The sequence below is a fragment of the Saccharothrix hoggarensis genome (assembly GCF_052936025.1).
In genome coordinates, this window is record NZ_CP193624.1 from 3,740,131 (window position 1) to 3,766,097 (window position 25,967).

Sequence of the window (25,967 nt, forward strand, 5' to 3'; positions counted from 1 at the left end):
GCGCCTCAGGCGGGCTTCGCCTTCTTCTTCGCCGGAGCCTTCCGCGACGACGACCCCGAAGCCGACGAGGACGACGACGAAGCCTTCTTCGCCGCGGGCTTCCGCGCCGCCGACTTCCCACCCCGAGCCGACTTCGCCTGCTCCACGCTCCGCTCCAACGCCGTCATCAAGTCGATCACCTCACCGGCCTCCTCCGCCTCCGGCTGCTCCGGCAACTCGGCGCCCTCGGCCTTCGCCTCGATCAACTTCTGCATCGCCACCGTGTAGTCGTCCGAGAAATCACCCGGATCGAACGACCCCGCCATGCTGTCCACCAACGACGACGCCATCTTCAACTCCTGCGGCCGAACCTCCACATCCGAGTCCAAGAACTCGAAATCCGGCTTCCGCACCTCATCCGGCCACAACATCGTGTGCATCACCAACAAGTCCTCACGCGCCCGCAACATCGCCAACGTCTCCCGCTGACGAATCGTGATCTTCACGACCGCGAGCTGACCACTCCGCTCCAAAGCGGTCCGCAACAACACGTACGGACGCGTCGCAGCCTTGTCCGGCTCCAAGTAGTAGGACTTCTGGAAGTAAATCGGATCGACCTCGTCGACCGGCACGAACTCCAACACGTCGATCGCGTGATCCGTGTTGATCGGCAGCTTGTCGAAATCCTCGCTGTCCATCACCACCACACGACCGTCGTCCAGCTCGTACCCCTTCGCGATGTCGGCGTAAGCGACCTCCTCGCCGCACACCTGGCACACCCGCTTGTACCGGATGCGCCCACCGTCCTCCCGGTGCACCTGGTGGAACCGGAAGTCGTGCTCCTCCGTGGCGGTGTACAACCGGACACCGATCGTCACCAACCCGAAGGAGATCGCCCCACGCCACACGGACCTCATGCCACGTGACTACCCGCGAACTGCACGATCCGCACCAGCACGTCACCCGAATGGGTTAACAACCCAGGCGCCCCACGACACCGGGACAGGGGAGACCCGCTACTCCCGGTCCGGCAACCGCGCCAACGACACGTACGTCCGATTACCCGCCACCGCCGCCCGCCGCTCCCGCGCCGTCGCCTCGATGTAGTTCTGCGACGTCGCCAACGACGCATGACCCAACAACGCCATGATCTCCGACGCCGACGCGCCGTCCTCCGCCAACCGCGTCGCGAACGTGTGCCGCAACGCGTGCAGGTTCGCCCCCGACGGCACCCGGTCGTGCAACCCCGCCCACCGGAAGCACGACCGCACCAGGTACTCCAACCCGCCACGCCCGATCGGCTCACCGTGCCGGTCCCGCACCAACGCCGACCCCCGGTCGAACCGCGCCCGCGGGAACCGCCGACGACACGACGCCAGGTACTGCTCGATGATCCGGTCCATCGCCGGCTCGATCGGCACCGACCGGTCCCGGTTCCCCTTGCCCGCCACGTGCAACCGCCGCTCACCCGGCCGACCCACCACCGACGCCAACGTCAACGTCCGCATCTCCGCCGACCGCAACCCCGCCACCAGGCCCAACGCCAACACCAGCACGTCACGCTCCGGCCACGGGTCACGCCCCTTCCGCGCGCCCTCCGCGGCCGCCGCCAGCAACCGCTCCGGCGTGTCCTCACCCCGCAACGGCTTCGGCACCAGCGGAGGCGTCTTCGGCCGCGCCACCGCGCCCATCGGGTTCCCCGGCACCAGGTCCTCCGCCACGCAGAACGTCAGGAACTGGTTCCACGTCGACCACGCCCGCAACACCGACGACTTCGCGTGCGAGTCCGCGAACACCCCGAACGCCTCGCGCAGGTTCCGGCCCGTCAGGTCCGACACCTCCAGTCGATCCGGGGGAGTGCCCGTCACCTCGGCCAGCAGCGCGGTGATGCCCGCCAGGTCACGCCGATACGCCGCCGTGGTGTGCGGCGAATCCTTCCGCGGCCGACGAGCGAGGAAGAACGACTCCTGGGCGGCAAGCACACGCATGTGGATCTTCCTACCGCACACCACCGACAATCCGCCGCCACCGACAGGGGACGGTCGGGCACGACGAGGACGTCGCGGGGGGAGCGGGGGCGACCTCCGGACGCCCGGCGCCCAGGCGGGCGTTCACGGTGCCGGAGCGGCTCGACCTGCGCAGACCGCTCACCCGGCCTCGCACGGCAGCGAGGCACGGCACGCTGCCGACGAACCCGTAGGTAGCTCGCACCGCAGGATCGCGCCGGTCCCGCACCTGCCCACACTTCATGATCATTTGATGGATAATCGCCATTATCCATCAAATTCGGGTCCGGAAGGGGTTCGGCCGAGGTCGGGCTCCGACCGGGGGATGCCGCTCTCGCATGCCTCCGCCCACGGGGCCCGAACCGCCTTCTGCGACGTGTTCGCACTCAACGTCGTCCGACGCGCACATCCAGAGCGACATGGCGGCACGCAGTCGTCGTACGGCACGGCGAGCCCGAGCCCCCGGGGTCACTCCGGTGATCAACATCGAACCTCGGAAACCGTCGCACTCAACGTGCCCGCCATCCGCTGGCACCACCCTTGATCCGTCACTGTGACGTTTTGTGGGTGGTGTCAGCGGATGGCCGTCTGCCTCGCCGGCGGCCGGCCATTGCCCACCGGAGCCCTGACGCGACCCCTCGACGCGCTCTCGGCCCGACGTCTCCGCCACCGGCACGCCGCGTCGTCGGCGTGTGTCGACCGGCGCACGGGCGGCGGGCCGGTCGACCGCCGCGGTGTGCGAAACGACGTGTGCGGGCGGCATGCATGATCCACGCCTCGACCCCTGCTCACCGGCCCGTCCCGTAACGCCGATAATCTACATTATGTTAAGTAGCTGGTTCAGGCCCGCTTCCCCAGCACGTCGAAGTAGTGCGCGTTGGTCATGACGCCCAGGACGTTGCCGAACGGGTCGACGACGCTGGCGGTGACGTACCCGTCGCCCCGGACGGTGGGCTCGTCGTGCGGCGTGGCGCCGAGTTCGGCGAGTCGGTCGAGCGTGGCCCGCAGGTCGTCGACGGCCCAGTACGTGATGGAGCCGGCCGGGCCGCCGTGGACGTCGTGCGGCGCGTACGCGCTGTTGACGATGCCGAACTCGTGCTGGTAGTCGCCGATGCGGAACTCGATGTAGCCGCCGGGCACCTTGTAGTACGGCTCGATGCCGAAGAACTCGGTGTACCAGGCAGCCGCGGCGTCGAGGTCGTCGGCGAAGAAGCTGGTGGTGGTGAGTCCGCGGAGCATGGTGGTCCCTCTTCCGGTTCGTCCGTCGTGTGCTGTGCCCAGCCTGGCGGTCAAAGTGCTCACCGACTGAGCACTTTTCCGGTCAGACTCGTGGCATGCGTGCGGACCGGTTGGTGGCGACCTTGTTGTTGATGCAGGCGCGGGGCCAGGTGACGGCGGCGGAGGTGGCCGGCGAGCTGGAGGTCTCGGTGGCGACGGCGCGGCGGGACCTGGAGGCGTTGTCGGCGGCGGGTGTGCCGGTGTACTCGCAGCCGGGGCGTGGTGGTGGTTGGCGGTTGGTGGGTCGGGCGCGGACGGACCTGAGCGGGTTGACGGCGTCGGAGGCGCAGGCGTTGTTCTTGTTGGTGGGTCCGGCGGCGGCGGGGTCGCCTGAGGTGCGGGCGGCGTTGCGGAAGTTGGTGCGGGCGTTGCCGGAGACGTTCCGGGAGGGTGCGCGGGCGGCGGCGGACGCGGTGGTGGTGGACGTGGCGGGGTGGGGTGAGGTGGGTCGTGGGCGGCCCGCGTTGGTGGAGGTGTTGCAGGGGGCGGTGGTGGGTCGGCGGCGGGTGGAGTTGGTGTACGAGGGGCGTGGGCGGGTGCGGTCGGAGCGGGTGGTGGAGCCGTGGGGGTTGGTGGACAAGGACGAGGTTTGGTACCTGGTGGCGGGCACGCCGGGTGGTGAGCGGACGTTCCGAGTGGATCGGGTGGTGTCGGCCCGGGTGACGGACGAGGTGTTCGCGCGGCCGGCGGAGTTCGACCTGTCGGCGGCGTGGGAGCGCGTGGTGTCGGAGGTGGAGCGGCGGCGGTCGAGGGTGTCGGCGGTGGTGTCGGTGGAGCCGCGGCACGTGTTCGTGGTGCGGGATCAGTTCGGGCGGCACTGCGAGGAGTTGGGTGAGGTGGGTGGTCGGGCGCGGTTGCGGTTGTCGGCGCCCTCTCCCCTGATGATCGCTCAGGTGTTGGCGGGGTGGGGTGGGTTGGTGGAGGTGGTGGAGTCGGACGGGGTGCGGGCGGAGTTGGCGCGGTTGGGTGCGGAGTTGGTGGCGCGGCACGGGGGTTGAGGTCGGTGTGGCGGTCGGGGGTCAGGTGTGGTCGGTGGTGTGTTTGTCGGGTGGTTGGAGGTGGGCGTGGATGCGGTCGCGCAGGGGCCGCTCCCCCAGTGCTCTGAGGGTGGCGTCGATGAGGTCGGTGAGCGGGTAGGGCAGTTCGGCGTCGAGTTCGTGGGCGGCGGCGGTGGTGGCGTTCCACTCGGCGTCGAGGGTGGGCAGGATGGCGCGGGCGTGGTCGGTGAGGTAGACGATGCGTTGGCGTGCGTCGTCGCCGGGTTTGAGGTCGACGAGTCCGTCGCGGTGCATCTGGTTGACGGTCTGGCTGACGGCGGAGTGGGTGACGCCGATGGTCTTGGCGAGGTCGCGGATGGACTGCGGTCCCCCGCTGTTGACGAGGCTGATGACGGGTGTGTAGCGGGGGCGGAAGCCCGGTAGGCCGAGGTCGGTGTAGACGCGGCCGAGGTCGCCGTCGAGTTGGTCGAGCAGGTGGCGCAGGCGGGTGCCGAGAAATTCTCTCGAGGGTGTGGGGTCCACTCCCCTAATGTAACAGCACTGTTGCATCTGGGCTGTCGTACGTGGGAGGGGTGGTGCCGGTGTACCCGGAGGTCGAGCCGCACGAGCAGGGGATGTTGGACGTGGGCGACGGGAACCTCGTGTACTGGGAGGTGTGCGGGAACCCGGACGGCAAGCCGGTGGTGTGCCTGCACGGTGGGCCGGGGACGGGCTGCTCCCCCGGCATGGCGCGCCAGTTCGACCCGGAGGCGTACCGGGTCGTGTTGTTCGACCAGCGCGGGAGCGGTCGGAGTCGGCCGCACGCGAGCGAGTGCTCGACGGATCTGTCGGTGAACACGACGGCGCACCTGGTGGCGGACATCGAGCGGTTGCGGGAGCACCTGGGGGTCGAGCGGTGGATGGTGTTCGGCGGGTCGTGGGGTTCGACGTTGGGGTTGCACTACGCGGAGTCGTTCCCGGAGCGGGTGACCGAGGTGGTGCTGGTGGCGGTGACGACGAGCCGGTACGCGGAGTTGGACTGGCTGTACCACGGGTTGGGGATGTTGTTCCCGGAGGAGTGGTCGAGGTTCCGGGACGGCGCGGGTGTGGGCGCGACGGATCTGGTGGCGGCGTACGACGCGTTGTTGAACGACCCTGATCCGGTGGTGCGGGAGAAGGCCGCGGCGGAGTGGACGGCGTGGGAGTCGTCGATCGTATCGTTGGACCCGGATTACCGACCGGGGCCGCGGATGGCGGATCCGGCGTGGCGGATGGCGTTCGCGCGGATCACGGCGCACTACTTCCGGCACCGGGCGTGGCTGGAGGACGGTCAGGTGTTGGGCGGGGTGGGGCGGTTGCGCGGGATTCCGGCGGTCCTGGTGCACGGGCGGCTGGACCTGCAGGGTCCGTTGTGGACGGCGTGGGAGTTGGCGCGGGCGTGGCCGGACGCGGAGTTGGTGGTGGTGGAGGGCGCGTCGCACGCGGCGTCGGATCCGGGGATGCGTGAGGCGGTGGTGGCGGCGACGGACCGGTTCGCGCGTCGGCGGTAGGCGGTGTGGTGCCCGTGGGTCAGGGTGCGGGTCGCCAGACGGTGGTGGTGCGGGTGGTGACGCCTTCGAGGTCGGGTGGGACGGGTACCGGGTAGGCGGCGAGGCGGGTCCAGCCGCGGGGCATGAAGGACCGTTGGGGGTCGCCGACGAGGACGAGGGCGCCGCGGCGGTGGGCGGCGAGGAGGAACGGTTCGACGCGGGCGGCCATGTCGCGGTCGTAGAAGACGTCGCCGGCGAGCAGGACGTCGGTGTCGGGGGTGGTGTCGAGGAGGTCGCCGGCGGCGAGGGTGAGGGTGACGTCGTTGGCGCGGGCGTTGAGGGTGATGGCGGCGAGGGCGGCGGGGTCGATGTCGTTGGCGGTGACGGCGCCGCCGGCGCGGGCGGCGGCGACGGCGACGAGGCCGGAGCCGGAGGCGAGGTCGAGGACGCGGCGGCCGGCGACGAGGTCGGGGTGGTCGAGGACGTGTCGGGCGAGGGCTTGGCCGCCGGCCCAGGGGAAGGCCCAGAAGGGTGGTTCGGTGGAGCCGGTGCGTTCCCAGAGGGTGATGACGTCGTCGGCGGTGCGCAGGACGATGTCGGGGGTGAGCGGTACCGGTCGTGGGGTGGTGGTGGACCGGATGAAGTCCTCCACTAGGCGGACAGCCTCTGTGGTTCGAGGGCGCGGGAGAGGGTGTCGAGGGAGAGGCCGACGGCGTCGCAGAGGGCGGCGACGGTGAAGAAGGCGGGTGTGGGGACGCGGCCGCGTTCGATCTTGCGGAGGGTTTCGACGGAGATGCCGGCGGCGGCGGCGATCTCGACCATGCTGCGTTGGCCGCGGGCGTGGCGGAGGAGTTCGCCGAGGCGTTCGCCGCGGGCGCGGTCGGACGGGGTGAGTGGCTGTCGCACCATGCCGTGATACTAATACCGGTATTAGTATCACGGTTAGGAGCATGTGGTGATCGAGCTGAAGAGCCCCGGCGAGCTGGACGCGATGAGGGCGGCGGGGATCGTGGTGGCCGACGCGCTGGCCGCGGTGCGCGACCACGCCGCGGTCGGGGTGTCCCTGCTGGAGCTGGACGAGGTGGCCCGCCAGGTGATGCGCGACGCGGGCGCGGGGTCGTCGTTCCTGCACTACCGGCCGTCGTTCGCGCCGACGCCGTTCCCGGGCGTGATCTGCGCGTCGGTCAACGACCTGATCGTGCACGGCATCCCCGACGGGTACCGGCTGCGCGACGGCGACCTGGTCAGCATCGACTGCGGCGCGCACGTGGACGGGTGGCACGGCGACGCCGCGATCAGCTTCGTCGTGGGCGAGGCGGACCCGGCGGACCTGCTGCTCATCGACACGGCGCAGCGGGCGCTGGAGGCGGGGATCGCGGCGGCGGTGCCGGGCGCGCGGCTGGGCGACGTGTCGCACGCGATCGGGGTGATCGGGCGGGCGGCGGGGTACGGCATGCCGTCGGACTTCGGCGGTCACGGGATCGGTCGGGCCATGCACGAGGCGCCCGGTGTGCCGAACGAGGGCAGGCGGGGCCGGGGGTTGACGCTGCGCGCGGGCATGGCGCTGGCGATCGAGCCGATGTTCCACGCGGGCGGCCGCGACGAGTACTACACGGCCGAGGACGGCTGGTCGCTGCACACGGTGGACGGCAGCCGCGCCGCGCACGTCGAGCACACGATCGCGGTCACCGAGGACGGGCCGCGGGTGCTCACAGCCCCCCGGCTACCCGCAGCACCGCGCCGGTCGTGAAGGAGGCGGCGTCGCTCAGCAGCCACGCGACGGCCTCGGCGATCTCCTCCGGTTCGCCGGGGCGGCCGAGGGGGATGCGGGAGGCGACCCGGTCGGGGCGGTCGGGCACGCCGGACAGCTCGTGGATGGCGGTGCGGACGGTGCCGGCGGCCACGGCGTTCACCCGGACGCCGCGTGGACCGAGTTCCTTGGCGAGTCCGACGGTCATCGCGTCGACGGCCGCCTTGGTGGCGGCGTAATGGACGTACTCCCCCGGTGATCCCAGGGTGGCGGCGGCGGAGGACAGGGACACGATGGAGCCGCCCGGGACGACGTCGCGCGCGGCCCGCCGGGCGCAGAGCAGGGCGCCCACGACGTTGACGTCGACGACCCGTCGCAGGTCCTCGGTCCGCAGCTCGGCGAGGGTGCCGACGGGGCTGGTGATCCCGGCGTTGATGACGACGCCGGTGAGGGGGCCGAGGCGGGTGGCGGTGTCGAACAGGGCGTCGACGTCGTGCTCGTCGGACACCTCGGCGCGGACCGCGACGCCGTCGACCTCGCGGGCGAGGGCCTCGGCCTCGTCGGCGGCCGCGCGGTAGCCGATGACGACGCGGTGGCCGTCGGCGGCGACCCTGCGGACGACCGCCGCGCCGATGCCCCGGCTGCCGCCGGTGACCAGGATCAGGCCAGCCACGCGGTCACCTCCGCGTCCACGGTCGCGACGACGTCGGGGCCGTCCGGGGTGGGCACGAGCATGTGCGGCAGCCCGGGGACGTCCACGAGTCGCGCGTCCGGGGCCGCCGCGCACAGCGCCTCCTGCACGGGCCGGAACGCCGGGTACTCGTGTTCGCCGCGCAGGAGCAGCAGCGGCAGGTCGAGCTCCGCCGCGCGGGCCAGGACGTCCAGGGGTTCGGCGGCGGCGACGTTGGCGTCCGTCCACGGGTGGGCGTCCAGGGCGCCGGCGTCGATCGACGCCTCCACGACGGCCTGCGCGGTGACCGCCGGGTTGACCACGGCCAGCCGCCGCACGGGGACGAGGTCGCGGGTGGTCGCGAGCAGCGCCACGTGCCCGCCGGCGGAGCCGCCGACCAGGTCCACGGGGCCGTCGTCGCAGCCGAACCGCTCCCGCGCGGCCCGGACGAGCGCGGGCAGGGCGTCGACGGCCGTCTCGACCATCGACGCGTACCCGTGGACGTGCCCGTCGGGGTGGTGGTCCCACGGGGGCAGCGCCGGGTAGAGCCGCCACGCGTCCACGCCGGTCAGCGGCACGGCCGCCGCCATGTCCTCCGGTGTGCCGGGCGTGCCGCGCAGGTGCCAGACCACCACCAGTCGACGGCCGCTCGCCGCGGGCGGCGCCGCCACGTACCGCGTGCCCGCGGCCTCCCCTGTGATCGCCATGGCCCCGAACCTACGTCCTCGCCCGGCCCGTCGCTGTCCACCCGTCGCGAACACGCACCGCCACCGCCGGCGGCCCCGAAAGCGTGAATCCGACCCCGGTGTCACTCGAATGGCGCTTCCAGGGCACCCTGGGAGCGTGACTGGGAACGTGACCGAGCCGCGTTGCGCCGCGATCTCCGCGAGCCTGCACGAACCCCAGGCGGGCACCGCCGCCACCGCCGCCGCGTGGCTCTGCCTGGAACAACCCGGCCCGTGGGGACGTGACGCGCTCACCCAGAGCCGCCTCGACCCGCGGCTGGGCGCGGAGCTGGCCCGCCGTGCCGCCGACACCGGGGTGCGGGTGCTGCTGATCCGCCGTCCGGGCCGTCACGCCGACACCCACCACGACACCTCGCGCCGCGTCTACCTCGCCGCCACGACCCCCGGCCGGGCGTGGCTCGAGCAGGCGGACGTGGCAACCCCGGACGCGCTGCTCGACCTGGACTTCGCCGCGCTGGGCGCGGGCCGTTCCCCCGGCTTCGGCACGCCCGCCGCGCACCCGCTGTTGCTGGTGTGCACCAACAGCCGTCGTGACGTGTGCTGCGCGTTGCGCGGTCGTCCGCTCGCCGAGGACCTCGCCGCCGCCCGGCCGGACGCGGTGTGGGAGTGCACCCACACCGGGGGGCACCGCTTCGCGCCCACCGGCGTGCTGCTGCCCACCGGCTACACCTACGGCCGGCTCGACCCCGAGCTGGCCCGCCGGTTGCTCGACGACGCCGCCCGCGGGCACGTCGTCACCGACCGGTGCCGGGGCCGTTCCACCCACACCCCGCACGGCCAGGCCGCCGAGCTCGCCGTCCGGGAGCTGATCGGCGAGCACCGCGACGTGCTGACCGTCCACGACACCGCGGGCGGCGGCGCCGTCCACGGGCCGACCGTGCACCACGTCGACGGCCGTGCCTGGCGCGTCACCGTGGACGCCCGCGACCTACCGGCCGCCCGGCCCGCGAGCTGCGGCGCCGCGCCCACCCCGGCCGCCGCGCTCGTCGTCACCGCCGTCGAACCGCTCGTCCCCGTCGGCTGAGCCACGGCCGGGGACGGCCGCGCGGAACAACCCGAGGCCCAGCGCCTCCGGGTCGTCCAGCCCCGCCGCGCGCAGCGCCTCGGGCGGCAACGCCACCAGCGACAGCGCCACCCCCAGGAAGTAGGCGTCCAGCAGGCCCGCGTCGCGCGTCGTGCTCGGCAGCCCCGCGGCCGCGTGCAGCCCGGCGCCGGCCTCGGCGTTGGACACCGCCATCCGCCCCAGCGCCTCGCGCACGCCCGGCCGGCGCACCGCCTCCAGGTACAGCTCCACCATCGCCAGCAGCTGCGTGGCGTCGTCGGCGACCGCGCGTCGCAGCAGCGCCGGGTACAGCCGCGCGACCTCGGCCGGCGACACGTCCGGCGGGGTCGTCTCCCGGAGCCGGCGCACCGCCGCCGCGTGCGACGCCGTCATCCGGGCCGCCGCCGCGCGCAGCAGCGCGTCGCGCGTGGGGAAGTAGTTCTTCGTGGTGCCCTCGGGCACGCCCGCCGCCCGGTCCACCGCCCGGTGCGTCAGGCCGCGGCCGCCCTCGGCCGCCAGCACCGAGATCGCGCAGTCGCACAGCAGGTCCCGACGGCTCGTCACGGGGACGGGACACTAGCCGATCAGGGCCGGCCCGCCGTCGCCACCACCCGACCCGCCTCGACCACCAGCCACACGCCGCACACGCACCGCACGTACTGCACGTCGCCGTGGGACGAGACCGGGTACACGTGCTCGGCGCTGGGCCACCCGCAACAGGGGCATCTGGTGTTCACCGCACCAGCGTGGTGTCATGGTTCAGTGCATTTCAACCCTTACGGCGGCGCGGCCGCGGAACTCGCCGCCGCCCTCGTCAACGCCGACCCCGGCAGCGGCGCCGACGAGCTGGCCGCCCTGCTGCGCGACCACGGCTACAAACCCGTCGGCACGCTCGACGCGGACCAGGCCCGCGAGCTGACCGACTGGGCCGCCCGCCTCTCCCCCGTCTTCGACGGCGCCGCCGACCAGGTCGCCCTCGTCAACGACCTGCTCGTCGAAGCCGCCGCCAAGCCCTACATCTCCACCCACGACGACAGGCCGCCCCACCTGCACTTCGCCCCCGAGCACGCGCCCACGGCGCACCGCGTCCGCGCGTTCACCGCCGCCGGCCTCGCCCACGCCGTCTGCGAGGACCCCGGCCGGCTGGGCCGCTGCGCCCGCCCCGGCTGCCGCACCGTCTACGTCGACACCTCGCGCAACGGCCGCCGCCGCTACTGCACCACCCGGTGCGCCAACCGCGTCCACGTCGCCGACCACCGCCGCGGCCGAACCGCCTGAGCCGAACCGGCCAACCCTCGGCCGCCCGACCCCCAAACCGCCCGACTCCGGCCGCCGACCTTCAGTCCGCCGGCGCAGGAGCGCTCAGCGCATCGCGCCGCGGCCGAACCGGGCGTTGCCGAACTCCGCCGCCTCGCCGATCAACGCCGACCCCACGTCCGTGCGGCCCCGGAACCACGCGTGCCGGAACCACGCGTCCTGGTGGAACACCACGTCGGCGAACAACGCCCGCCCGCCGAACCGCACGTGCCGGAAGTCCGCCCGGCCCGACACCTCCGCGCCCCGCAGGTCGGCCCGCCCCGACACCTTCGCCCGCGCCGCCACCAACTGGTCCGCCACCTGCGCCGACCGCAACGACAGGTTCCCCGCGAACACCGCCAGCCCGAACGACACCGACCGCGCGAACAACGCGTCCGTGAACACCGCGTGCCGCAGGAACCGCGCGCCCGCGAAGTTCGCGTCGCCCGTCACCGTCACCGCCTCGAACCGCGCGTCGCCCACGAACACCGCGCCCACCAGGTCCACCCGGCCCAGCCGGCACCCCGACAGGTCCAGGTCCACCAGGATCGCGCCCGGCGCCACCACGTCCATGCCCGGCCAGAAGTCGTCACCCGGCCGCAGGTGCGCCACCAGCTCCCGCTGCACCGCCGTGCGCCACGGCGCGTCCAACCCCCGGCCCACCCCGCCGCGCAACGCCGCCAGCCACGTGTCCACCACCGCCTGTCGCCGCCGCGGCGCGTGCCGGCCGATCTCGGCCAGCAGCAGCAACCCCTCCCGGTCGCCCGACCGGAACAACCGGTTCGCCTCCCGCCACACCGACACCGGCGCGGGCGGCGCCGCGCCCGGCTCCACCCGCCGCCGCGCGTGCTCGTCCAGCAACGAGTCCGACTGGGACGCGCGCACGTGGCGCACACCCACCCAGAAGACCACCACCGCCACCGCCAACGGCACGAACCACGAGGACATACCCCCGATCATGCCCCCACACGTACGTCGGTGGACGTACTTCCCGTCACCGCTTCCCGACCGACGCCGAGACGCGCGACCACGCGGAGCATCGACGACATGGACACACCCCACGCCCACGCCCCCGCACCGGCCACGCGCGCCACCGGCCAACCGATCGGGAACCCGCAGCGCGCCTCCGACACCGACCGCGAGAACACCGCCGCCCGGCTCCGCGACGCCGTCGGCGAAGGCCGCCTCACCCTCGCCGAAGCCGACGAGCGCATCGCCGCCGCCTACACCGCCGTCCACCACCACGACCTCGCCGCGCTCACCGCCGACCTGCCCGCCCCGCCACCGCCGCCCGCCGCGGCGGCACGCCGCCGGCCACCCGTGCCGCAGGTCCTCCTGCTGGTGCTCGCCGTCGCCTGGATCGCCTCGCCCCTGCCGTTCCCGTGGCCGCTGCTGCTGCTCGCCGTCGTCGTCCACCGGGTCGTCCGCGCGCGCCGCGAACGCCGTGCCGTCCCCGGACCGGCCGCCCACGCCTGACCCCGGCCCGACCCCCGCGGCCGACACGTCCTCGCGCGCCACCTGATCACCGGCCCCGTCCTGCCCTAGAGTCCGAACCCATGGACCTGACCGACGCGTGCTTCGCGGGCGCCGCCCGACAGGCCGACCTGCTGCGGTCCGGCGCGCTCACCTCGCGCGACCTCGTCGCCGAGTGCCTGCGCCGCATCGACCGGCACGACCGGAGCCTCAACGCGTTCCGGCTCGTGTTCACCGAACGCGCCCTCGCCGACGCCGACCACGCCGACGCCCGCCGCGCCCGCGGCGAGGACGCGCCCCTGCTCGGCGTGCCCGTCGCCGTCAAGGAAGACCTCGCCATCGCCGGCCTGCCCACCACCAAGGGCACCGCCGCCGTCGACACCCCCGCGCCCGCCGACTCCGAGATCGTCCGCCGCCTGCGCGACGCCGGAGCCGTCATCGTCGGCCGCACCCGCATGCCCGAACTCGGCCTCTGGCCCCACACCGAATCGTCCTGGGCCGGCGCCACCCGCAACCCCTGGTCACCCGACCACTCGCCCGGCGGGTCCAGCGGCGGGTCGGCCGCCGCCGTCGCCGCGGGCCTCGTCGGCGCCGCCATCGGCACCGACGGCGCGGGCTCCGTCCGCATCCCCTCCGCCTGCACCGGCCTGTTCGGCCTCAAACCCCAACGCGACCACGTGCCGCTCGCCCCCGACCGCGATGTCTGGCACGGCCTGGTCGCCGCCGGACCCATCACCCGGCACGTCGCCGACGCCGCCCTGCTCCTCGACGTCCTCGCACCCGACACCGACCACACCGCCGCCGTCACCGACACCCGCGCCCTGCGCGTCGCCGTGTCGCTGCGCACCTGGGGGCCCGGCATCCCCGTCGACCCCGAGGTCCGCGACGCCGTCCTCGACACCGCCGCCCTGCTCACCGACCTCGGCCACGACGTCACCCGCCTCGACCCCGAGCTGCACGACATCAGCGGACCCGCCGGGTTCGCCGCCCGCTACCTGCACAGCGCCGCCACCACCGAGCAGCAGCTCGACCGACCCGACCGGCTCGACGCCCGCACCCGCGCCGTCGCCACCCTCGGCCGGTCCCTGCCCGCGAGCGCCGTGCGCACCGCGCTCGCCCACACCGCCAAGCTCACCCGACGCGCCGACCGGATCTTCGACGAGCACGACCTCCTGCTCACCCCCGTGCTCACCCGCCCGCCCCTGCGCGTCGGCGAGTGGAACCGACGCCCCACCGTCGCCGCCCTGCTCGCCGCCGCCCGCATGACCACGTTCCTGCCCCTGTGGAACATCACCGGCAACCCCGCCGCCGCCGTCCCCTCCGGCCACACCCGCACCGGCCTGCCCCTGGCCGTGCAGCTCGTCGGCCGCCGCGACGACCACCACACCGTCCTGGCCGCCGCGGGCCAACTCGAACGCGCCCGCCCCTGGGCCGACCGCCGCCCACCCGCCTACAGCTGACCAACCGCCGCCCTCGAACGCTCCACCGGACCGACGCCCCCGGCCGTGCGGGGTGGGTCCTGCGGGTTGGGATCGCGGTCGGGCTACTCGGGGACCTGCCGCAGCACCTCCGCCGCGCCGTCACCCGCCCGTGCCAGCACCTCGTCGCGCACGGCGGGCCAGTCACCCGACGCCACGGCCCGCAACCGCGTGTACGCCTCCACCGTCGGGTGGGCCAGGAACGCGTCCCGCCGCAGCTCCACCGCCTCCCGCCCCCACCCCGACCGCAGGCACTCGTCCACGCCCAGGTCCACCAACCGGGTCGCCGCGCCGCGGCCGCCCGTCGCCACCAGCCCCCGCCGCACCCACTCCACCACGTCCGCCGACCGGCCCGCGTCCCGCAGCGCCGTCGCCACCCGCAGGTACTGCCAGCCCGACGACAGGTCCTTCGCCAGCACCGCCACCTGCAGGTCCACGTCACCGGTGTGCTCGGCCAGCTCCTCCATCACCCGCAGCAACGCCCACCGCTGCCGGTCGTACCGGCCGGTCTCGCCGAACCCGATCACCGGCAGCCGCTCGAACCGCGCCACCGCCTCCGCCCGGTAGGACGCCAGCCCGTCCTCGCCCAACACCGCCGCGTACGGCGCCAACCGCACCTCCGGCGGCTCGGCGAACCCCGTCTGCAACCACAGCAGCCACGCCGCAAGCTCACGCCCGTCCGGCGGCTCCGCCAGGCACGCCACCGCGTGCAGGTCCAGCACCCGGTCCACCAACCCGGCCAACTCCGCCCGGTGCTCACCGCCCTGCGCCGCCGCCACCAGCACCTCGGCCAGCTCCCGCGCCACGTCCCGCGCGCCCGGACCGCCCCGCACCAGCCCGGACAGGTCGGCCACCACCGCCGCCAACTCGTCCCACCGCGCCGTCCACGGGACGTCGACACGGGCCAGCGCTGCCGCCACACGACCGGGTAAGGCTTCCACCGCGACATCCAACCGCACACCGGCCCGCCACCACGAGACCCACCGGGCCACCCGCAGCCGCCCCGACCACCCCGAACACGCCGAAGGGCGCCGGCGACCACGCCGACGCCCCCCGCACTGCGTCCAAGATCACTCGCACCGCGTCACTCGTGCAACGAGCGCGGCGGCTCCGCCTCCCCGGCACCCACCTCGCGCGCGACCGGCCCCTGACCCAACGAATCCGGCGCCGACGCACCCGGCGACAACGGGCTCTGGCCCAGCGGGCTGGGCACCTCCTTGCGCGCCACGGCCTCCGCCGCGCGCACCGCCTCCGCCACCGCCGGGTCCGGCGCCGTGTCGAACCACTCGGCCACCGCCGGGTCGTCCTCCTCCGGCGCGGACGTCGTCGGCTGCTCGTAGGCGGGCGGCTCGTAGCGGAACACGCCGTCCTCGCCCGGCGCGCCCAGCATCTTCGCGAAGCCCTCCAACGCCTTGCCGTAGTCCGACGGCACCAGCCACACCTTGTTCGCGTCGCCCTGCGCCATCTGCGGCAACGTCTGCAGGTACTGGTAGGCCAGCACCTCCGGCGTCGGCTTGCCCGCCTTGATCGCCGCGAACACCTTCTCGATCGCCTTCGCCTGACCCTGCGCCTGCAGGTACCGCGCCGCCCGCTCGCCCTGCGCCCGCAGGATCGCCGACTGGCGCTCGGCCTCCGCGGTCAGGATCGCCGCCTGCTTCGCGCCCTCCGCCGACAGGATCTGCGCCTGCTTCTGACCCTCCGCGGACTTGATCGCCGCCTCCCGCTGGCCCTCCGCGTTGAGGATCATCGCGCGCTTCTCCCGGTCCGCGCGCATCTGCTTCTCCATCGAGTCCTGGATCGACGGCGGCGGGTCGATCGCCTTCAGCTCGACCCGCGCCACCCGGATGCCCCACCGCCCGGTGGCCTCGTCCAGCACCCCGCGCAGCTGGTTGTTGATCTGGTCGCGGGAGGTCAGCGTCTCCTCCAGGCTCATCCCGCCCACCAGGTTGCGCAGCGTCGTGGTCGCCAACTGCTCGACACCCACGATGTAGTTCGAGATCTCGTACACCGCCGCGCGCGGGTCCGTCACCTGGAAGTACACGACGGTGTCGATCGACACCGTGAGGTTGTCCTGGGTGATCACCGGCTGCGGCGGGAACGACACCACCTGCTCGCGCAGGTCGATGCGGGCCCGGACCCGGTCGAAGAACGGCACCAGGATGTTCAACCCCGGCGCGGCGGTCGTGCGGTAGCGGCCCAGCCGCTCGATCACCGCGGCCGTGGCCTGCGGGATCACCAGCACCGACTTCACCATGACGATGAGCACGAACAGCACCAGGACCGCGATGACGATCAGCGTGGTGGTCAACTCTCCAGCCTCCACTCAGGCCCCGGACAGCACCACTGCGGTCGCGCCCGAGATCTCGACAACAGTGACTTCGGCGCCGGGCTCGATGACCTCGCGGTCCAACGACCGCGCCGACCACACCTCGCCACCGATCCGCACCCTACCGCCATGTCCGTCCACAGTGGACACGACGACGGCCGTGCTGCCCACCAGGGCCTCCACGCCGGACTTGTGGCCCTGGCCCAGCGCCATCCGGCGCCTGATCGCGGGCCGCGCGCCCACCACCAGCCCCAGCGACACGATCCCGAACACGATCGCGCTGACCACCACGTCCGCGCCCAGCACCGACGCGCCCGCCGCGCCGAACGCGGCCAGACCGAGCATGACCAGCACGAAGTCGCCCGAGAGGATCTCGGCCGCCACCAGGACGACACCGAGGACCAACCAGATCAGCGCGGCCACACCCCCATCCTCCCACCCGGCGCGCCGGGGCGGGGGGTTTCAGCCCGACGCGGGGTCCGTCACGAAGTCGATCAACCGCTCGACCGCGCCGATCAGGGGCGTCTCCAGGTCCCGGAACCCCGACACGCCGGCCAGCACCCGCCGCCACCCCTCGTACGGCTCACCCCAGCCCAGCGCCGCGCACACCCCCTCCTTCCACGGCACGCCGCGCGGCACCACCGGCCACGCCTCGATGCCCACCGACGCCGGCTTCACCGCCTGCCACACGTCGACGTACGGGTGGCCCGTCACCAGCACGTGCGGGTCGCGCACGCCCTCCACCAGGCGCGACTCCTTGCTGCCCGGCACCAGGTGGTCCACCAGCACGCCCAGCCGCCGTCCCGGCCCGGTGCCGAACTCGGCGATCCGGTCGGCGAGCACGTCCACGCCGTCCAGCGGCTCCACCACGACGCCCTCGACGCGCAGGTCGTGCCCCCAGACCCGTTCCACGAGCTCCGCGTCGTGCAGGCCCTCCACCCAGATCCGGCTGTCGCGGGCCGTGCGGGCCCGCAGGCCCTCCACCCGCACCGACCCGGACGCGGTGCGCGCGGGCTTCGCGGCGGCCGGGGCCGGGCGCACCAGCGTCGCCGGCTGACCGTCCACCAGGAACCCCGCCGGGCGCAGCGGGAACAGCCGGTGCCGGCCGTGCCGGTCCTCCAGCACCACCTGCCCGTGCTCGAACCGCACCACCGCGCCGCAGAACCCCGACGCCGGGTCCTCCACCACCAGGCCGACCTCGGCCACCACCTCGGGCACCGTCTTGCGCTTGCGGCCCGACAGCACGTCGCGGCCGTAGTCGTGTGATCGCACGGCCGGCGACGTTACCGCCCCGACCCCGGCCGGGCGCGGCTACGCCGTGCGGTCCGCGCCGGACAGGTCGCCGGACTGGTCGCCGGGCGGGCGGTTGGCCGGGTGGTCGGGGAAGAACGCGGCGAACACCTCGCACCACGCCGCCAACCGGTCGCCGTCCACCACCGCGGACATCCGCTCGATGCCCTCCCGCAGGTCCGGCGAGGCGTAGGCGAAGTCGACCGCGTCCGACGCCGGGTCGCCCACGCACGGCCGCGGGTCGATCGCCACCAGCCCCCGCGGGCCCGCGTCCAGCACGTTCCGCAGGTGCAGGTCGCCGTGCAGCAACGTCGCCGGCACCCGGTCACGGGCCAGCCGCGCCGCCTTCTCGTGCGCCGCGTCGTGGTCGCCCGGGTGACGGGCGCGCAGCGCGCCGAAGATGAAGTCGACCCGCTCCGCCAACGGCGGGAAACCGTCCGGCGGCGGGATGTGCAGCGCGCGCAGCACGTCGATCAGCTCCGGACCGTCGGACGCGGGCGTGCCCGGCACCAAGCCCTCCAGCAGTAGCGCGCCGCGCGCCGGATCGGCCTCCAGCACCCGCACCATCCGCGGCGACGGCTCCCACGCCCGCAGCGCCGCGTCCTCCTGCGCCGCGATCGCCGGCTCCGGCGTCACCTTCAGCACGACCGGCTCACCGGCGCGCTCGCACAGCAGCGTGTGCGACGTGCCGCCGGAGAACGGCCGCACCACCTCCAGGCCCCAGTCCCGGGCCAAGCCCTCCACCAGCGACGGCAGCGCGTCCAGCCACCCGCGCACCCCCTCGCCGAACCGCCGCACCATGCGGTGCTCCAGCGTCGCCGTCACCGCTCGTCCAACCGGAGGATGAACTCCTCCACGTCCTCGCCCCGCCCCTCCGCGTACCCCACGTCCTCGCCGACCGCGACGAACCCGCACTTGGCCAGCACCCGCAGCGACCCCACGTTGTCCACCGCGGTCCGCGCGAACAGCGGCCGCACCGGGTCGTCGTCCAGGAACAACCGCAACGCCGCCGTCGCCAATCCCTTCCCCCAGTGCTCGCGGTCGATCCAGTAGGTCACCTCGGGTTCACCGAACTGGGTGAACCTGCCGATGTGCCCCACCACCTGGCCGTCGAACACCACCGTGCGCGTCACCGTCGACTCGTCGGCCAGGATGCGCGCCCACCGCACCAGGAACGCCGCCCGGTCGTCCGGGTCCGCCGAGGTGAACGCGGCCATCCGCACGGCCTCCGGATCGCGCTGGTGCTCGAAGAACACCAGCACGTCGGCCGCTGTCACCTCGCGCAGTTCGACGTCCACGCCGCTAGTACACCGCACGCACCCCGGCTGTCAGAAGATCCCCCACCCGGGCGATTCAGCCGGTCAGAACGCCGGCCACGGGATCGCCGGCCAGTCGTTCGACGGCTCCGGGTACACGCCCGCCGCCAGCAGCTTCTCCACCCGCTCGGTCAGCGCCCGCACCTCCGCGCGCGTCAGGTGCTCGTGCAGCCGCTCGCCCAGGTCGCCCGCGCCGCCGTCCAGGCACGACCGCAGCCGCCCCAGCGCCGCCACGGCCTCCTCCGGCAGCTCCTCGCCCAACCATCCCCACAGCACCGTGCGCAGCTTGCCGTCCGCGTGCAGGCAGATCCCGTGGTCCACCCCGTACACGCCGCCGTCCACCGAGTGCAGCACGTGCCCGCCCTTGCGGTCGGCGTTGTTCACCACCACGTCGAACACCGCCATCAGCCGCACCCGCGGGTGGTCGGCGTGCACCAGCACCGCCGGCTCCCCGTACCGGTCGTGCGCCCGCAGCACCGAACGCCACCCCGGCCGCACCTGGTCCACCGGCACGATGTCCACCAGGTCGTCGTCCTCGCGGGTCTCCACCCACAGCTGCACCATGCCGGGGCCGAACGGCCCCGCCCGCAGCACCGTCGGCGGCACCAGGTGCAGCCCCGCCGCCTCCGACACCAGGTACGTCGCCACCTCGCGGCCCGCCAGCGTGCCGTCGGGGAAGTCCCACAACGGCCGCTCGCCGCGCACCGGCTTGTAGACGCACTGCGCGCTCACACCGTCCAGGCTGATGCCGCAGAACAGCGTCGCGTTCGACGCGTCCACGAGTCGACCCTCGACCTCGATGCGACCGCGCTCCAGTAAGTCGAGTACCCCGTCGTCGCCCGGCCCCACGTCCCGCTCAGCCCTCTTCCGAGCGTCGGTAGCCGTTCTGCCGCGGGCAGACGTGCCCGTCCGGGTCCAGCGGCTCCGCGCACAGCGGACACGGCTTGCGGCCCGCGCGCACCACCCGGTCGGCGCGCTCGGCGAACGCCCGCGCCTCCACCGGGCTCAGGAACACCCGGACCGCGTCCGGGCCCTCCTCGGTGTCGTCGAGGACGACCGCCTCGTCGACCTCCTCCTCGGTGATCGCGAGCAGTTCGATGACGACCGCGCGGGACTCGGCGTCCCAGCCCAGCCCCATCGTGCCGACCTTGAACTCCTCCTCGACCGGCACCGCGAGCGGTTCGGTGTCCCGGAGGTCGTCGGGGACCACGTCGGGGACCTCCGCGCCGAACCGCCGGTGCACCTCCTCCAGCAGCGAGCCGATGCGCTCGGCGAGTACGGCGACCTGTTGCTTCTCCAGCGCCACGCTGACCAGCCGGGCCTCCTCGGAGGCCTGGAGGTAGAACGTGCGCTCGCCAGGCTGCCCGACTGTGCCGGCGACGAACCGGTCGGGCTGGCGGAATACGTGGATGACGCGTGCCATGACAACGACGACCCTAGGCCACGCGAGCAAGATCGGCAGCCCTGCCCCGGGTTAACGTCATCTCCGTCGATCGGCGCTGCCCGGGCCCCGGACGCACCGATAGGGTCGCCGCGTGGTGAAGATCGCACCGTACGGAACGTGGACATCGCCCATCGGCGCGGCAGACGCCGCCGCGGCCGGCGGGGGCCTGCACTGGGTCGACCTGCACAACGGTCGCCCGTGGTGGGCCGAGGGACGCCCCGCCGAGGGCGGCCGGGTCGCGCTGGTGCGCGACGGCGAGGACCTGCTGCCGCCCCCGTGGAACGTGCGCAACCGCGTCCACGAGTACGGCGGGCGGCCCTGGGTGGTGTTGGACACGCCTTCGGGGACGCGCGTGGCGTTCACGAACTGGGACGACCAACGCGTCTACGTGTTCGACCCCGACGACCCGCGCCCCGTGCCGCTGAGCCCCGAGCCGGAACGGCGCCACGGCTACCGCTACGCCGACCTCACCGCCGGGCCCGGCCACGCCGAGGTGTGGTGCGTGCGCGAGACCGTGACCGGCGACGCCCGCACCGACGTCCGCCGCGAACTCGTCGCCCTGCCGCTGGACGGCTCGCCGGTGCGCGTGCTGGCGGCCAGCCACCACTTCATGACCGGGCCGCGGCTCTCGCCCGACGGCCGCCACTACGCGTGGATCGGCTGGGACCACCCGCGCATGCCGTGGGACGGCACCGAGCTGTGCGTCGCCGAGGTCGGGTCGTCCGAGCACCGCGTCCTCGCCGGCGGCGAGTCCGAGGCCGTGTGCCAGGTCGAGTGGGAGGGTGACTCGCTGCTCGCCCTCACCGACCCCGACGGCTGGTGGAACCTGTACCGCATCGGGCTGGACGGCACGTCGAAGAACCTCGCGCCGTGCGCCGACGAGCTCGGCGGCCCCATGTGGCAGCTGGGCAACCGGTGGTTCGCCGCGATCGGCCCCGGCCGGTACGCCGTGCTGCGGTCCGGCGCGCTCGCCGTGCTCGACGAGCGCAGCGGCACCGTCACCGACGTCGACGTGGACCTGCCCGTGTGGCGCGCGCACCTCGCCGTGCAGGACGGTGTCGTGGTCAGCGGCGCGGCCGGTCCGCTCACCGAGTCCGCCGTGGTGTCGCTGGACCTGTCCACCGGGGTGCTGACCGAGCACACGTCCGCGGAGTCCCCGCTGCCGGTGGACTACCTGCCGGTGCCCGAGGAGCGGGTGTTCCGCGGACCCGACGGCGACGTCCCCGCCTACGTCTACCCGCCGCGCAACCCGGACTTCGCCGGGCCCGCCGACGAGAAGCCGCCGTACGTCGTGCACGTCCACGGCGGGCCCACCAGCCGCGTCGCCGCGGTCGTGAACCTCGACCTGGCGTACTTCACCAGCCGCGGCATCGGCGTGGTCGCGGTCAACTACGGCGGCTCCACCGGCTACGGGCGGGCGTTCCGGGAACGGCTGCGCGAGCAGTGGGGCGTGGTCGACGTCAACGACTGCGCCGCCGTCGCCCAGGCCCTCGCCGACGAGGGTTCCGCCGACGGCGCCCGGCTCGGGATCCGCGGCGGCAGCGCCGGCGGGTGGACGTCGGCGGCGTCGCTGACGTCGGTGAAGACCTACCGGTGCGGGATGGTCGCGTACCCGATCCTGGACCTGGCCGGGTGGACCGGCGAGGGCGGCGAGACCCACGACTTCGAGTCCCGGTACGTGGAAGGCCTGGTCGGTCCCTGGCCGGAGGCCGCCGACCGCTACGCCGAGCGGTCGCCGTCGAACCGGGTCGACCGGCTCGCCGGTCCGGTGCTGCTGCTGCAGGGCCTCGAGGACGAGATCTGCCCGCCCGAGCAGGCCGCCCGCTTCGCCACCGCGCTGGACGGCAGCGGCATCCCGCACGCCTACCTGACGTTCGAGGGCGAGCAGCACGGGTTCCGCAAGGCGGAGACCATCGTCGCCGCGCTGGAGGCCGAGCTGTCGTTCTACGGCCAGGTCTTCGGCTTCACCCCCGACGGCGTCCCGGTCCTGGAACTGCGCCGGTGACAGCCGGGTCCGCGCCCGGCCCTGCCCGGACCCGCCCGTCCGGGCAGGGCGCGGACCCCGCGGCGCGTCCGCCGCTGCTGAGGCCGGGCGACCGGGTCACCGTGGTCAGCCCGGCCGGTCCGTGCCCCGCCGAGCTCCTCGACGCCGGCGTGGCGTGGCTGCGCAAGTGGGGCTTGGACGTGCGGGTCGCCCCGAACGCCCTCGACACCCACCCGACGCTGCCCTACCTCGCCGGCGCCGACGCCGACCGCGCCCGGTCCTTCGAGCAGGCCTGGCTGGACCCGGACACGGACGGGGTCCTCTGCGCGCGCGGCGGGTACGGCAGCCTGCGCATGGTCGACCTGGTCGACTGGACCGCCGTCGCCGCCCACCGGAAGGTGTTCGTCGGCTCCAGCGACACGACGGTCCTGCACGACCGCTTCTGGCACCTCGGCATCCCCACCTGGTTCGGGCCCATGATCGGCACCAGGGCGTTCGTGGAGGACGCCGCCGCCCGCGACCACCTCCGCGACGCCCTGTTCACCGGCGTCACGTCCTACGCCGGCGTCGGCCTGGTCCCCGGAGTGGCCCGCGGCGTCGCGGTGGGCGGGAACGTCAGCCTGCTCGACGCCCGCGTCCCGCCGCCGGACGGCGCGATCGTCCTGCTGGAAGACGTCAACGAGGAGCCCTACCGGCTCGACCGGATGCTCACCGACCTCCTGCGGTCCGGCTGGTTCGACCGGGTCGCCGGGATCGTCCTCGGCTCGTGGGTCGGCTGCGGCGACGCGTCCACCGTGCTCGCCGACCGCCTCGGCGGACTCGGTGTGCCGATCGTCGCCGACGTCGCCTTCGGCCACTGCGCCGCCCAGCTCACCGTGCCCCTCGGCGTGCCGACCACGATCGACGGCACCACCGGCGCGGTGACCACGACCGGCTGACCGGTCATGCCCCCACGCCACTGGCCCCGGCGCGCCGACCCTGCCTGACGTCACCGACCTGCGGCCTGACCCGCCACGGTGTTGACGCGACCACCGCCGTAGCGGTCACCGCTGTGCACCGCCGCCGTGCGCAGGCCGCGTTCATGTCGTCACGACGCCGTGCCTCGCATGCCGACCGAGGGCTGCCGCCTTGGCGCCCCGGCCCGTCGCGTTGACGTCCTGCCGCAGGACCGGTCGCGCCTCCACGCCGGTTCGGCCGTCGCTCGCGGAGGCGGGTTACCGCCCAGGGGCTTGCCTGTCGTCCGGCGCCGCCGGGTCGAGTGGCTGGTCAAGCGGCCTGCCGAGCGGCGGGTTGCCGTTGCTGCGCGTCGTGTGGGTGTCGCGCCGCACCTCCTCCGTCCGGTCGTTGACCGCCTGGATCTCCTCGGCCAACCCCGGGTCGGTCGCGCGAATCCTGGCCAGCGCCGCCTTCAACGGCTCCAGCAGCGCCACGGCGTCGTCCTCCGCCAACGCCTGCCGCACCACCACGTCCACCCGGCCGACCTGCCCGGCCAGGCTGCGCAGGGACGCGGCGTTGTCACGCGCCCACTGCGACACCGCGCGGTCGGCGGCGCGCCTGTCCCGCTCCGCCCGCACCCGCCCCTCGGCCGTCGAGCCCAGCTCCGACGGCCGCAACCTCAGGTACCGGCGCTCGGCGGCCTGCCGACTGGCCACCCCGAGCGCGGGCGCGAGCTCGGCCCAGCTGGTGCCCAACTCGCGCGCCGCGGCGATCAGCTGCGGTTCCCACCCGGCCAGCTCCTCGCGCAGCCGCCGCAGGAGGACCAGCGCGGACAGCACCTGCCCGGCACTGAGGTCGTCTCCGGTGGCCGCCTCGCGGACGGTCTCGTAATCTCCGATCGCCATGACGTCAACCTACCGATGACGAAAGGTCTTGTCAACCTTGTGACGACGTGGTAGAAATGGTGTCGCAGCGCATTGACCCGACCAACAGGAGGTGTTCCCGATGTTGATGCGCACGGACCCGTTCCGCGAGCTGGACCGGTTGGCGCAGCAGTTCTTCAGCGGACCCGGCACCTGGTCGCGGCCCACGCCCATGCCGATGGACGCCTACCGCGCCGGGGACGAGTTCGTGGTCGAGTTCGACCTGCCCGGTGTCACGCCGGACGCGATCGACCTGGACGTGGAGCGCAACGTGCTCACCGTCAAGGCCGAGCGGCGCCCGAACCGGACCTCCGACGAGGTCGAGATGCAGCTCTCCGAGCGGCCGCTCGGCGTGTTCTCCCGCCAGCTGTTCCTCGGCGACTCGCTCGACGTCGACCGGATCAAGGCCGACTACGACTCCGGCGTGCTGACGCTGCGCATCCCGATCGCCGAGAAGGCGAAGCCGCGCAAGATCGCCATTGGCCAGACCGACGGCACCCCGAAGGAAATCAACGCCTGACGCCTCGCGCCGTCGGATACCGGATGTGCGCCGGGTCTACGGCTGGTAGGCCCGGTGCACGTCGCCCGACGAACGACAACCGACGAACGACAACCGACGAACGACAACCGACGAACGACAACCGACGAACGACAACCGACGACAAGCCCTCCGTCGTCCTCGCCGGCAGCGCACCACGGGGCAGGTCCGCGAGAACACCGCACACGTCGTCAACACCGCCTAGCAACCACCGCCTAGCGACCACGAGCAGCCGTGCCGGTCGACGGGCGCTTCGTCCTGGCGGTCGAGACCGAGCACCGGCTGAGACTGTCAGGGTCGGGACCGGTCGTGATGGCGGGGTGCGGCCCTGGCGGAAACCGGGTGGCCCGCGCGGGCCGATCTTCGAGAGGATCGGCGGTCATGCGACCGGCGCCGGGGGAAGTGCTCCACTTCTCCGAAGACCCGACGATCAGCCGTTTCGAACCGCACGTGGCGGCGACCGCGCGGCAGCCCGAGGCGTACGTGTGGGCGGTGGACCACGGGCGGGCGCCCGACTACTGGTTCCCGCGCCAGTGCCCGCGCGCGATGACGTGGGTCGAGCCCACCACGAGCGCCGAGGACCGGGCGTGGCTGGGCGCCGAGCGGGTGCACGTCATCGAGTACGGCTGGTTGCGCCGGGTGCAGGCGGTGCGGCTGTACGCGTACCGGTTCGACGCCCGGTCGTTCCGGCCGTTCGGCGAGCCGCCCAACGCGCACGTGGCGACCGAACCCGTCGAACCGCTCGGCGAGCCGGTGGCGGTCGGCGACCTCCTCGAACTGCACGAGCGAGCCGGGATCGAGCTGAGGGTGGTGGCGAACCTGTGGCCCTTCTGGCGACGGGTGGTGGCCACGACGTTGGGCTTCAGCGGCATCCGGCTGCGCAACGCCCTGCCGGAACCGGAACCTGAAGCCGCACCGAAACCTGAAGCCGAACCGGAACGAAGGCCAGGAGCGGGGCCGGGGGCAGGACCCGAACCGGCCTGACG

General features: G+C 73.7%; 31 protein-coding genes. 11 read left to right on the forward strand and 20 right to left on the reverse strand.

Going from position 1 to position 25,967, the window contains the following annotated elements; all coding sequences use genetic code 11:
* Positions 1-5: 5 nt before the first annotated feature.
* From ku to ACRAKH_RS17145, 3 genes are all read right to left on the reverse strand, one after another.
* Entirely contained in the window at positions 6-896 is an 891-nt protein-coding gene (gene ku, locus ACRAKH_RS17135; RefSeq protein WP_380724837.1) for a non-homologous end joining protein Ku, read from the reverse strand.
* 99 nt (positions 897-995) lie between these two features.
* On the reverse strand, positions 996-1,967 hold the full coding sequence (locus ACRAKH_RS17140) for a tyrosine-type recombinase/integrase (RefSeq protein WP_380724836.1): 972 nt from the start codon (positions 1,965-1,967) through the stop codon (positions 996-998).
* Positions 1,968-2,825: 858 nt separating this feature from the next.
* On the reverse strand, positions 2,826-3,224 hold the full coding sequence (locus tag ACRAKH_RS17145; RefSeq protein ID WP_380724835.1) for a VOC family protein: 399 nt from the start codon (positions 3,222-3,224) through the stop codon (positions 2,826-2,828).
* Positions 3,225-3,319: 95 nt separating this feature from the next.
* Here ACRAKH_RS17145 and ACRAKH_RS17150 point away from each other — a divergent pair, with 95 nt between their 5' ends.
* Positions 3,320-4,261, forward strand: a complete 942-nt coding sequence (locus ACRAKH_RS17150) for a helix-turn-helix transcriptional regulator (RefSeq protein WP_380724834.1) — start codon at positions 3,320-3,322, stop codon at positions 4,259-4,261.
* A gap of 21 nt (positions 4,262-4,282) precedes the next feature.
* Here ACRAKH_RS17150 and ACRAKH_RS17155 read toward each other — a convergent pair whose 3' ends face one another.
* Complete coding sequence (locus ACRAKH_RS17155) at positions 4,283-4,783, reverse strand: MarR family winged helix-turn-helix transcriptional regulator (protein WP_380724833.1); 501 nt, start codon at positions 4,781-4,783, stop codon at positions 4,283-4,285.
* 50 nt (positions 4,784-4,833) lie between these two features.
* Here ACRAKH_RS17155 and pip point away from each other — a divergent pair, with 50 nt between their 5' ends.
* Entirely contained in the window at positions 4,834-5,790 is a 957-nt protein-coding gene (gene pip / locus ACRAKH_RS17160) for a prolyl aminopeptidase (RefSeq protein WP_380724848.1), read from the forward strand.
* Positions 5,791-5,809: 19 nt separating this feature from the next.
* Here the strand turns inward: pip and ACRAKH_RS17165 are convergent, their stop codons facing one another.
* Both ACRAKH_RS17165 and ACRAKH_RS17170 read right to left on the reverse strand, forming a co-directional pair.
* Positions 5,810-6,421 (reverse strand): class I SAM-dependent methyltransferase, encoded by a 612-nt coding sequence (locus ACRAKH_RS17165; protein ID WP_380724832.1) that lies wholly within the window; start codon positions 6,419-6,421, stop codon positions 5,810-5,812.
* Positions 6,421-6,678, reverse strand: coding sequence for a helix-turn-helix domain-containing protein (locus tag ACRAKH_RS17170; protein ID WP_380724831.1), 258 nt, complete (start codon positions 6,676-6,678; stop codon positions 6,421-6,423). The genes ACRAKH_RS17165 and ACRAKH_RS17170 overlap by 1 nt, the downstream gene beginning before the upstream one ends.
* Positions 6,679-6,724: 46 nt before the next feature.
* On the opposite strand from ACRAKH_RS17170, the gene map reads away from it, so the two are divergent.
* On the forward strand, positions 6,725-7,519 hold the full coding sequence (map, locus tag ACRAKH_RS17175) for a type I methionyl aminopeptidase (RefSeq protein ID WP_380724830.1): 795 nt from the start codon (positions 6,725-6,727) through the stop codon (positions 7,517-7,519).
* Here map and ACRAKH_RS17180 read toward each other — a convergent pair.
* Positions 7,479-8,192, reverse strand: coding sequence for an SDR family oxidoreductase (locus ACRAKH_RS17180; protein ID WP_380724829.1), 714 nt, complete (start codon positions 8,190-8,192; stop codon positions 7,479-7,481). The two genes, map and ACRAKH_RS17180, sit on opposite strands and share 41 nt — an antisense overlap.
* Entirely contained in the window at positions 8,180-8,896 is a 717-nt protein-coding gene (locus ACRAKH_RS17185; protein WP_380724828.1) for a hypothetical protein, read from the reverse strand. The genes ACRAKH_RS17180 and ACRAKH_RS17185 overlap by 13 nt, the downstream gene beginning before the upstream one ends.
* A gap of 136 nt (positions 8,897-9,032) precedes the next feature.
* Between ACRAKH_RS17185 and ACRAKH_RS17190 the strand changes: the two genes are divergently transcribed.
* Positions 9,033-9,959, forward strand: a complete 927-nt coding sequence (locus tag ACRAKH_RS17190) for a sucrase ferredoxin (protein ID WP_447009943.1) — start codon at positions 9,033-9,035, stop codon at positions 9,957-9,959.
* Here ACRAKH_RS17190 and ACRAKH_RS17195 read toward each other — a convergent pair.
* On the reverse strand, positions 9,864-10,541 hold the full coding sequence (locus tag ACRAKH_RS17195; protein ID WP_447009944.1) for a TetR/AcrR family transcriptional regulator: 678 nt from the start codon (positions 10,539-10,541) through the stop codon (positions 9,864-9,866). The genes ACRAKH_RS17190 and ACRAKH_RS17195 overlap by 96 nt on opposite strands.
* 20 nt (positions 10,542-10,561) lie before the next feature.
* Entirely contained in the window at positions 10,562-10,714 is a 153-nt protein-coding gene (locus ACRAKH_RS17200; RefSeq protein ID WP_380730447.1) for a hypothetical protein, read from the reverse strand.
* A 25-nt stretch (positions 10,715-10,739) separates the two neighbouring features.
* Between ACRAKH_RS17200 and ACRAKH_RS17205 the strand changes: the two genes are divergently transcribed.
* Positions 10,740-11,255 (forward strand): CGNR zinc finger domain-containing protein, encoded by a 516-nt coding sequence (locus ACRAKH_RS17205; protein ID WP_447009945.1) that lies wholly within the window; start codon positions 10,740-10,742, stop codon positions 11,253-11,255.
* Between the two features lie 84 nt (positions 11,256-11,339).
* Here ACRAKH_RS17205 and ACRAKH_RS17210 read toward each other — a convergent pair whose 3' ends face one another.
* Entirely contained in the window at positions 11,340-12,221 is an 882-nt protein-coding gene (locus tag ACRAKH_RS17210) for a pentapeptide repeat-containing protein (RefSeq protein WP_380730451.1), read from the reverse strand.
* Positions 12,222-12,320: 99 nt separating this feature from the next.
* Here ACRAKH_RS17210 and ACRAKH_RS17215 point away from each other — a divergent pair, with 99 nt between their 5' ends.
* Together ACRAKH_RS17215 and ACRAKH_RS17220 are read left to right on the forward strand one after the other, a co-directional pair.
* Positions 12,321-12,749: a DUF1707 SHOCT-like domain-containing protein gene (locus tag ACRAKH_RS17215; RefSeq protein WP_447009946.1), complete on the forward strand. Its 429-nt coding sequence runs from the start codon at positions 12,321-12,323 to the stop codon at positions 12,747-12,749.
* Between the two features lie 80 nt (positions 12,750-12,829).
* Entirely contained in the window at positions 12,830-14,206 is a 1,377-nt protein-coding gene (locus ACRAKH_RS17220) for an amidase (protein ID WP_380718452.1), read from the forward strand.
* Positions 14,207-14,289: 83 nt separating this feature from the next.
* On the opposite strand, the gene ACRAKH_RS17225 is transcribed toward ACRAKH_RS17220, so the two are convergent.
* From ACRAKH_RS17225 to ACRAKH_RS17260, 8 genes are all read right to left on the reverse strand, one after another.
* A complete protein-coding gene (locus tag ACRAKH_RS17225; RefSeq protein WP_380718454.1) occupies positions 14,290-15,165 on the reverse strand; it encodes a hypothetical protein in 876 nt (291 codons plus the stop codon).
* 143 nt (positions 15,166-15,308) lie between these two features.
* Positions 15,309-16,478, reverse strand: coding sequence for an SPFH domain-containing protein (locus ACRAKH_RS17230; RefSeq protein ID WP_380718663.1), 1,170 nt, complete (start codon positions 16,476-16,478; stop codon positions 15,309-15,311).
* Positions 16,479-16,547: 69 nt separating this feature from the next.
* On the reverse strand, positions 16,548-16,973 hold the full coding sequence (locus ACRAKH_RS17235) for an NfeD family protein (RefSeq protein ID WP_380718456.1): 426 nt from the start codon (positions 16,971-16,973) through the stop codon (positions 16,548-16,550).
* A 39-nt stretch (positions 16,974-17,012) separates the two neighbouring features.
* Positions 17,013-17,822 carry a DUF3097 domain-containing protein gene (locus ACRAKH_RS17240; protein WP_380718458.1) on the reverse strand — a complete coding sequence of 270 codons (810 nt, stop codon included), beginning with the start codon at positions 17,820-17,822 and terminating at the stop codon, positions 17,013-17,015.
* Positions 17,823-17,861: 39 nt separating this feature from the next.
* Positions 17,862-18,665 carry an aminoglycoside phosphotransferase family protein gene (locus tag ACRAKH_RS17245; protein WP_380718460.1) on the reverse strand — a complete coding sequence of 268 codons (804 nt, stop codon included), beginning with the start codon at positions 18,663-18,665 and terminating at the stop codon, positions 17,862-17,864.
* Entirely contained in the window at positions 18,662-19,138 is a 477-nt protein-coding gene (locus ACRAKH_RS17250) for a GNAT family N-acetyltransferase (RefSeq protein ID WP_380718462.1), read from the reverse strand. Before ACRAKH_RS17250 ends, ACRAKH_RS17245 begins: the two co-directional genes overlap by 4 nt.
* 63 nt (positions 19,139-19,201) lie before the next feature.
* A complete protein-coding gene (locus ACRAKH_RS17255) occupies positions 19,202-20,005 on the reverse strand; it encodes an SCO1664 family protein (protein ID WP_380718464.1) in 804 nt (267 codons plus the stop codon).
* A gap of 7 nt (positions 20,006-20,012) precedes the next feature.
* Positions 20,013-20,579, reverse strand: a complete 567-nt coding sequence (locus ACRAKH_RS17260) for a DUF3090 domain-containing protein (RefSeq protein WP_380718466.1) — start codon at positions 20,577-20,579, stop codon at positions 20,013-20,015.
* A 112-nt stretch (positions 20,580-20,691) separates the two neighbouring features.
* Here ACRAKH_RS17260 and ACRAKH_RS17265 point away from each other — a divergent pair, with 112 nt between their 5' ends.
* Positions 20,692-22,605, forward strand: coding sequence for a prolyl oligopeptidase family serine peptidase (locus ACRAKH_RS17265; RefSeq protein ID WP_380718468.1), 1,914 nt, complete (start codon positions 20,692-20,694; stop codon positions 22,603-22,605).
* Positions 22,602-23,522, forward strand: coding sequence for a S66 peptidase family protein (locus ACRAKH_RS17270; RefSeq protein ID WP_380718470.1), 921 nt, complete (start codon positions 22,602-22,604; stop codon positions 23,520-23,522). Before ACRAKH_RS17265 ends, ACRAKH_RS17270 begins: the two co-directional genes overlap by 4 nt.
* 276 nt (positions 23,523-23,798) lie before the next feature.
* Here the strand turns inward: ACRAKH_RS17270 and ACRAKH_RS17275 are convergent, their stop codons facing one another.
* Positions 23,799-24,425 (reverse strand): HSP18 transcriptional regulator, encoded by a 627-nt coding sequence (locus ACRAKH_RS17275; protein ID WP_380718472.1) that lies wholly within the window; start codon positions 24,423-24,425, stop codon positions 23,799-23,801.
* A 100-nt stretch (positions 24,426-24,525) separates the two neighbouring features.
* Between ACRAKH_RS17275 and ACRAKH_RS17280 the strand changes: the two genes are divergently transcribed.
* Positions 24,526-24,963 (forward strand): Hsp20/alpha crystallin family protein, encoded by a 438-nt coding sequence (locus ACRAKH_RS17280; protein ID WP_380718474.1) that lies wholly within the window; start codon positions 24,526-24,528, stop codon positions 24,961-24,963.
* Between the two features lie 399 nt (positions 24,964-25,362).
* The gene (locus ACRAKH_RS17285; RefSeq protein WP_380718476.1) at positions 25,363-25,965 is read left to right on the forward strand and encodes a DUF6886 family protein; all 603 of its coding nucleotides are present in this window, start codon (positions 25,363-25,365) and stop codon (positions 25,963-25,965) included.
* Positions 25,966-25,967: the final 2 nt, after the last annotated feature.

Excerpts from the sequence above, each read along its gene's own strand:
- ku (WP_380724837.1), bottom strand. The coding sequence starts at position 896 with ATGAGGTCCGTGTGGCGTGGGGCGATCTCCTTCGGGTTGGTGACGATC.
- ACRAKH_RS17140 (WP_380724836.1), bottom strand. The coding sequence starts at position 1,967 with ATGCGTGTGCTTGCCGCCCAGGAGTCGTTCTTCCTCGCTCGTCGGCCG.
- ACRAKH_RS17145 (WP_380724835.1), bottom strand. The coding sequence starts at position 3,224 with ATGCTCCGCGGACTCACCACCACCAGCTTCTTCGCCGACGACCTCGAC.
- ACRAKH_RS17150 (WP_380724834.1), top strand. The coding sequence starts at position 3,320 with ATGCGTGCGGACCGGTTGGTGGCGACCTTGTTGTTGATGCAGGCGCGG.
- ACRAKH_RS17170 (WP_380724831.1), bottom strand. The coding sequence starts at position 6,678 with ATGGTGCGACAGCCACTCACCCCGTCCGACCGCGCCCGCGGCGAACGC.
- ACRAKH_RS17185 (WP_380724828.1), bottom strand. The coding sequence starts at position 8,896 with ATGGCGATCACAGGGGAGGCCGCGGGCACGCGGTACGTGGCGGCGCCG.
- ACRAKH_RS17210 (WP_380730451.1), bottom strand. The coding sequence starts at position 12,221 with ATGTCCTCGTGGTTCGTGCCGTTGGCGGTGGCGGTGGTGGTCTTCTGG.
- ACRAKH_RS17215 (WP_447009946.1), top strand. The coding sequence starts at position 12,321 with ATGGACACACCCCACGCCCACGCCCCCGCACCGGCCACGCGCGCCACC.
- ACRAKH_RS17220 (WP_380718452.1), top strand. The coding sequence starts at position 12,830 with ATGGACCTGACCGACGCGTGCTTCGCGGGCGCCGCCCGACAGGCCGAC.
- ACRAKH_RS17230 (WP_380718663.1), bottom strand. The coding sequence starts at position 16,478 with ATGGTGAAGTCGGTGCTGGTGATCCCGCAGGCCACGGCCGCGGTGATC.
- ACRAKH_RS17260 (WP_380718466.1), bottom strand. The coding sequence starts at position 20,579 with ATGGCACGCGTCATCCACGTATTCCGCCAGCCCGACCGGTTCGTCGCC.
- ACRAKH_RS17275 (WP_380718472.1), bottom strand. The coding sequence starts at position 24,425 with ATGGCGATCGGAGATTACGAGACCGTCCGCGAGGCGGCCACCGGAGAC.
- ACRAKH_RS17280 (WP_380718474.1), top strand. The coding sequence starts at position 24,526 with ATGTTGATGCGCACGGACCCGTTCCGCGAGCTGGACCGGTTGGCGCAG.
- ACRAKH_RS17285 (WP_380718476.1), top strand. The coding sequence starts at position 25,363 with ATGCGACCGGCGCCGGGGGAAGTGCTCCACTTCTCCGAAGACCCGACG.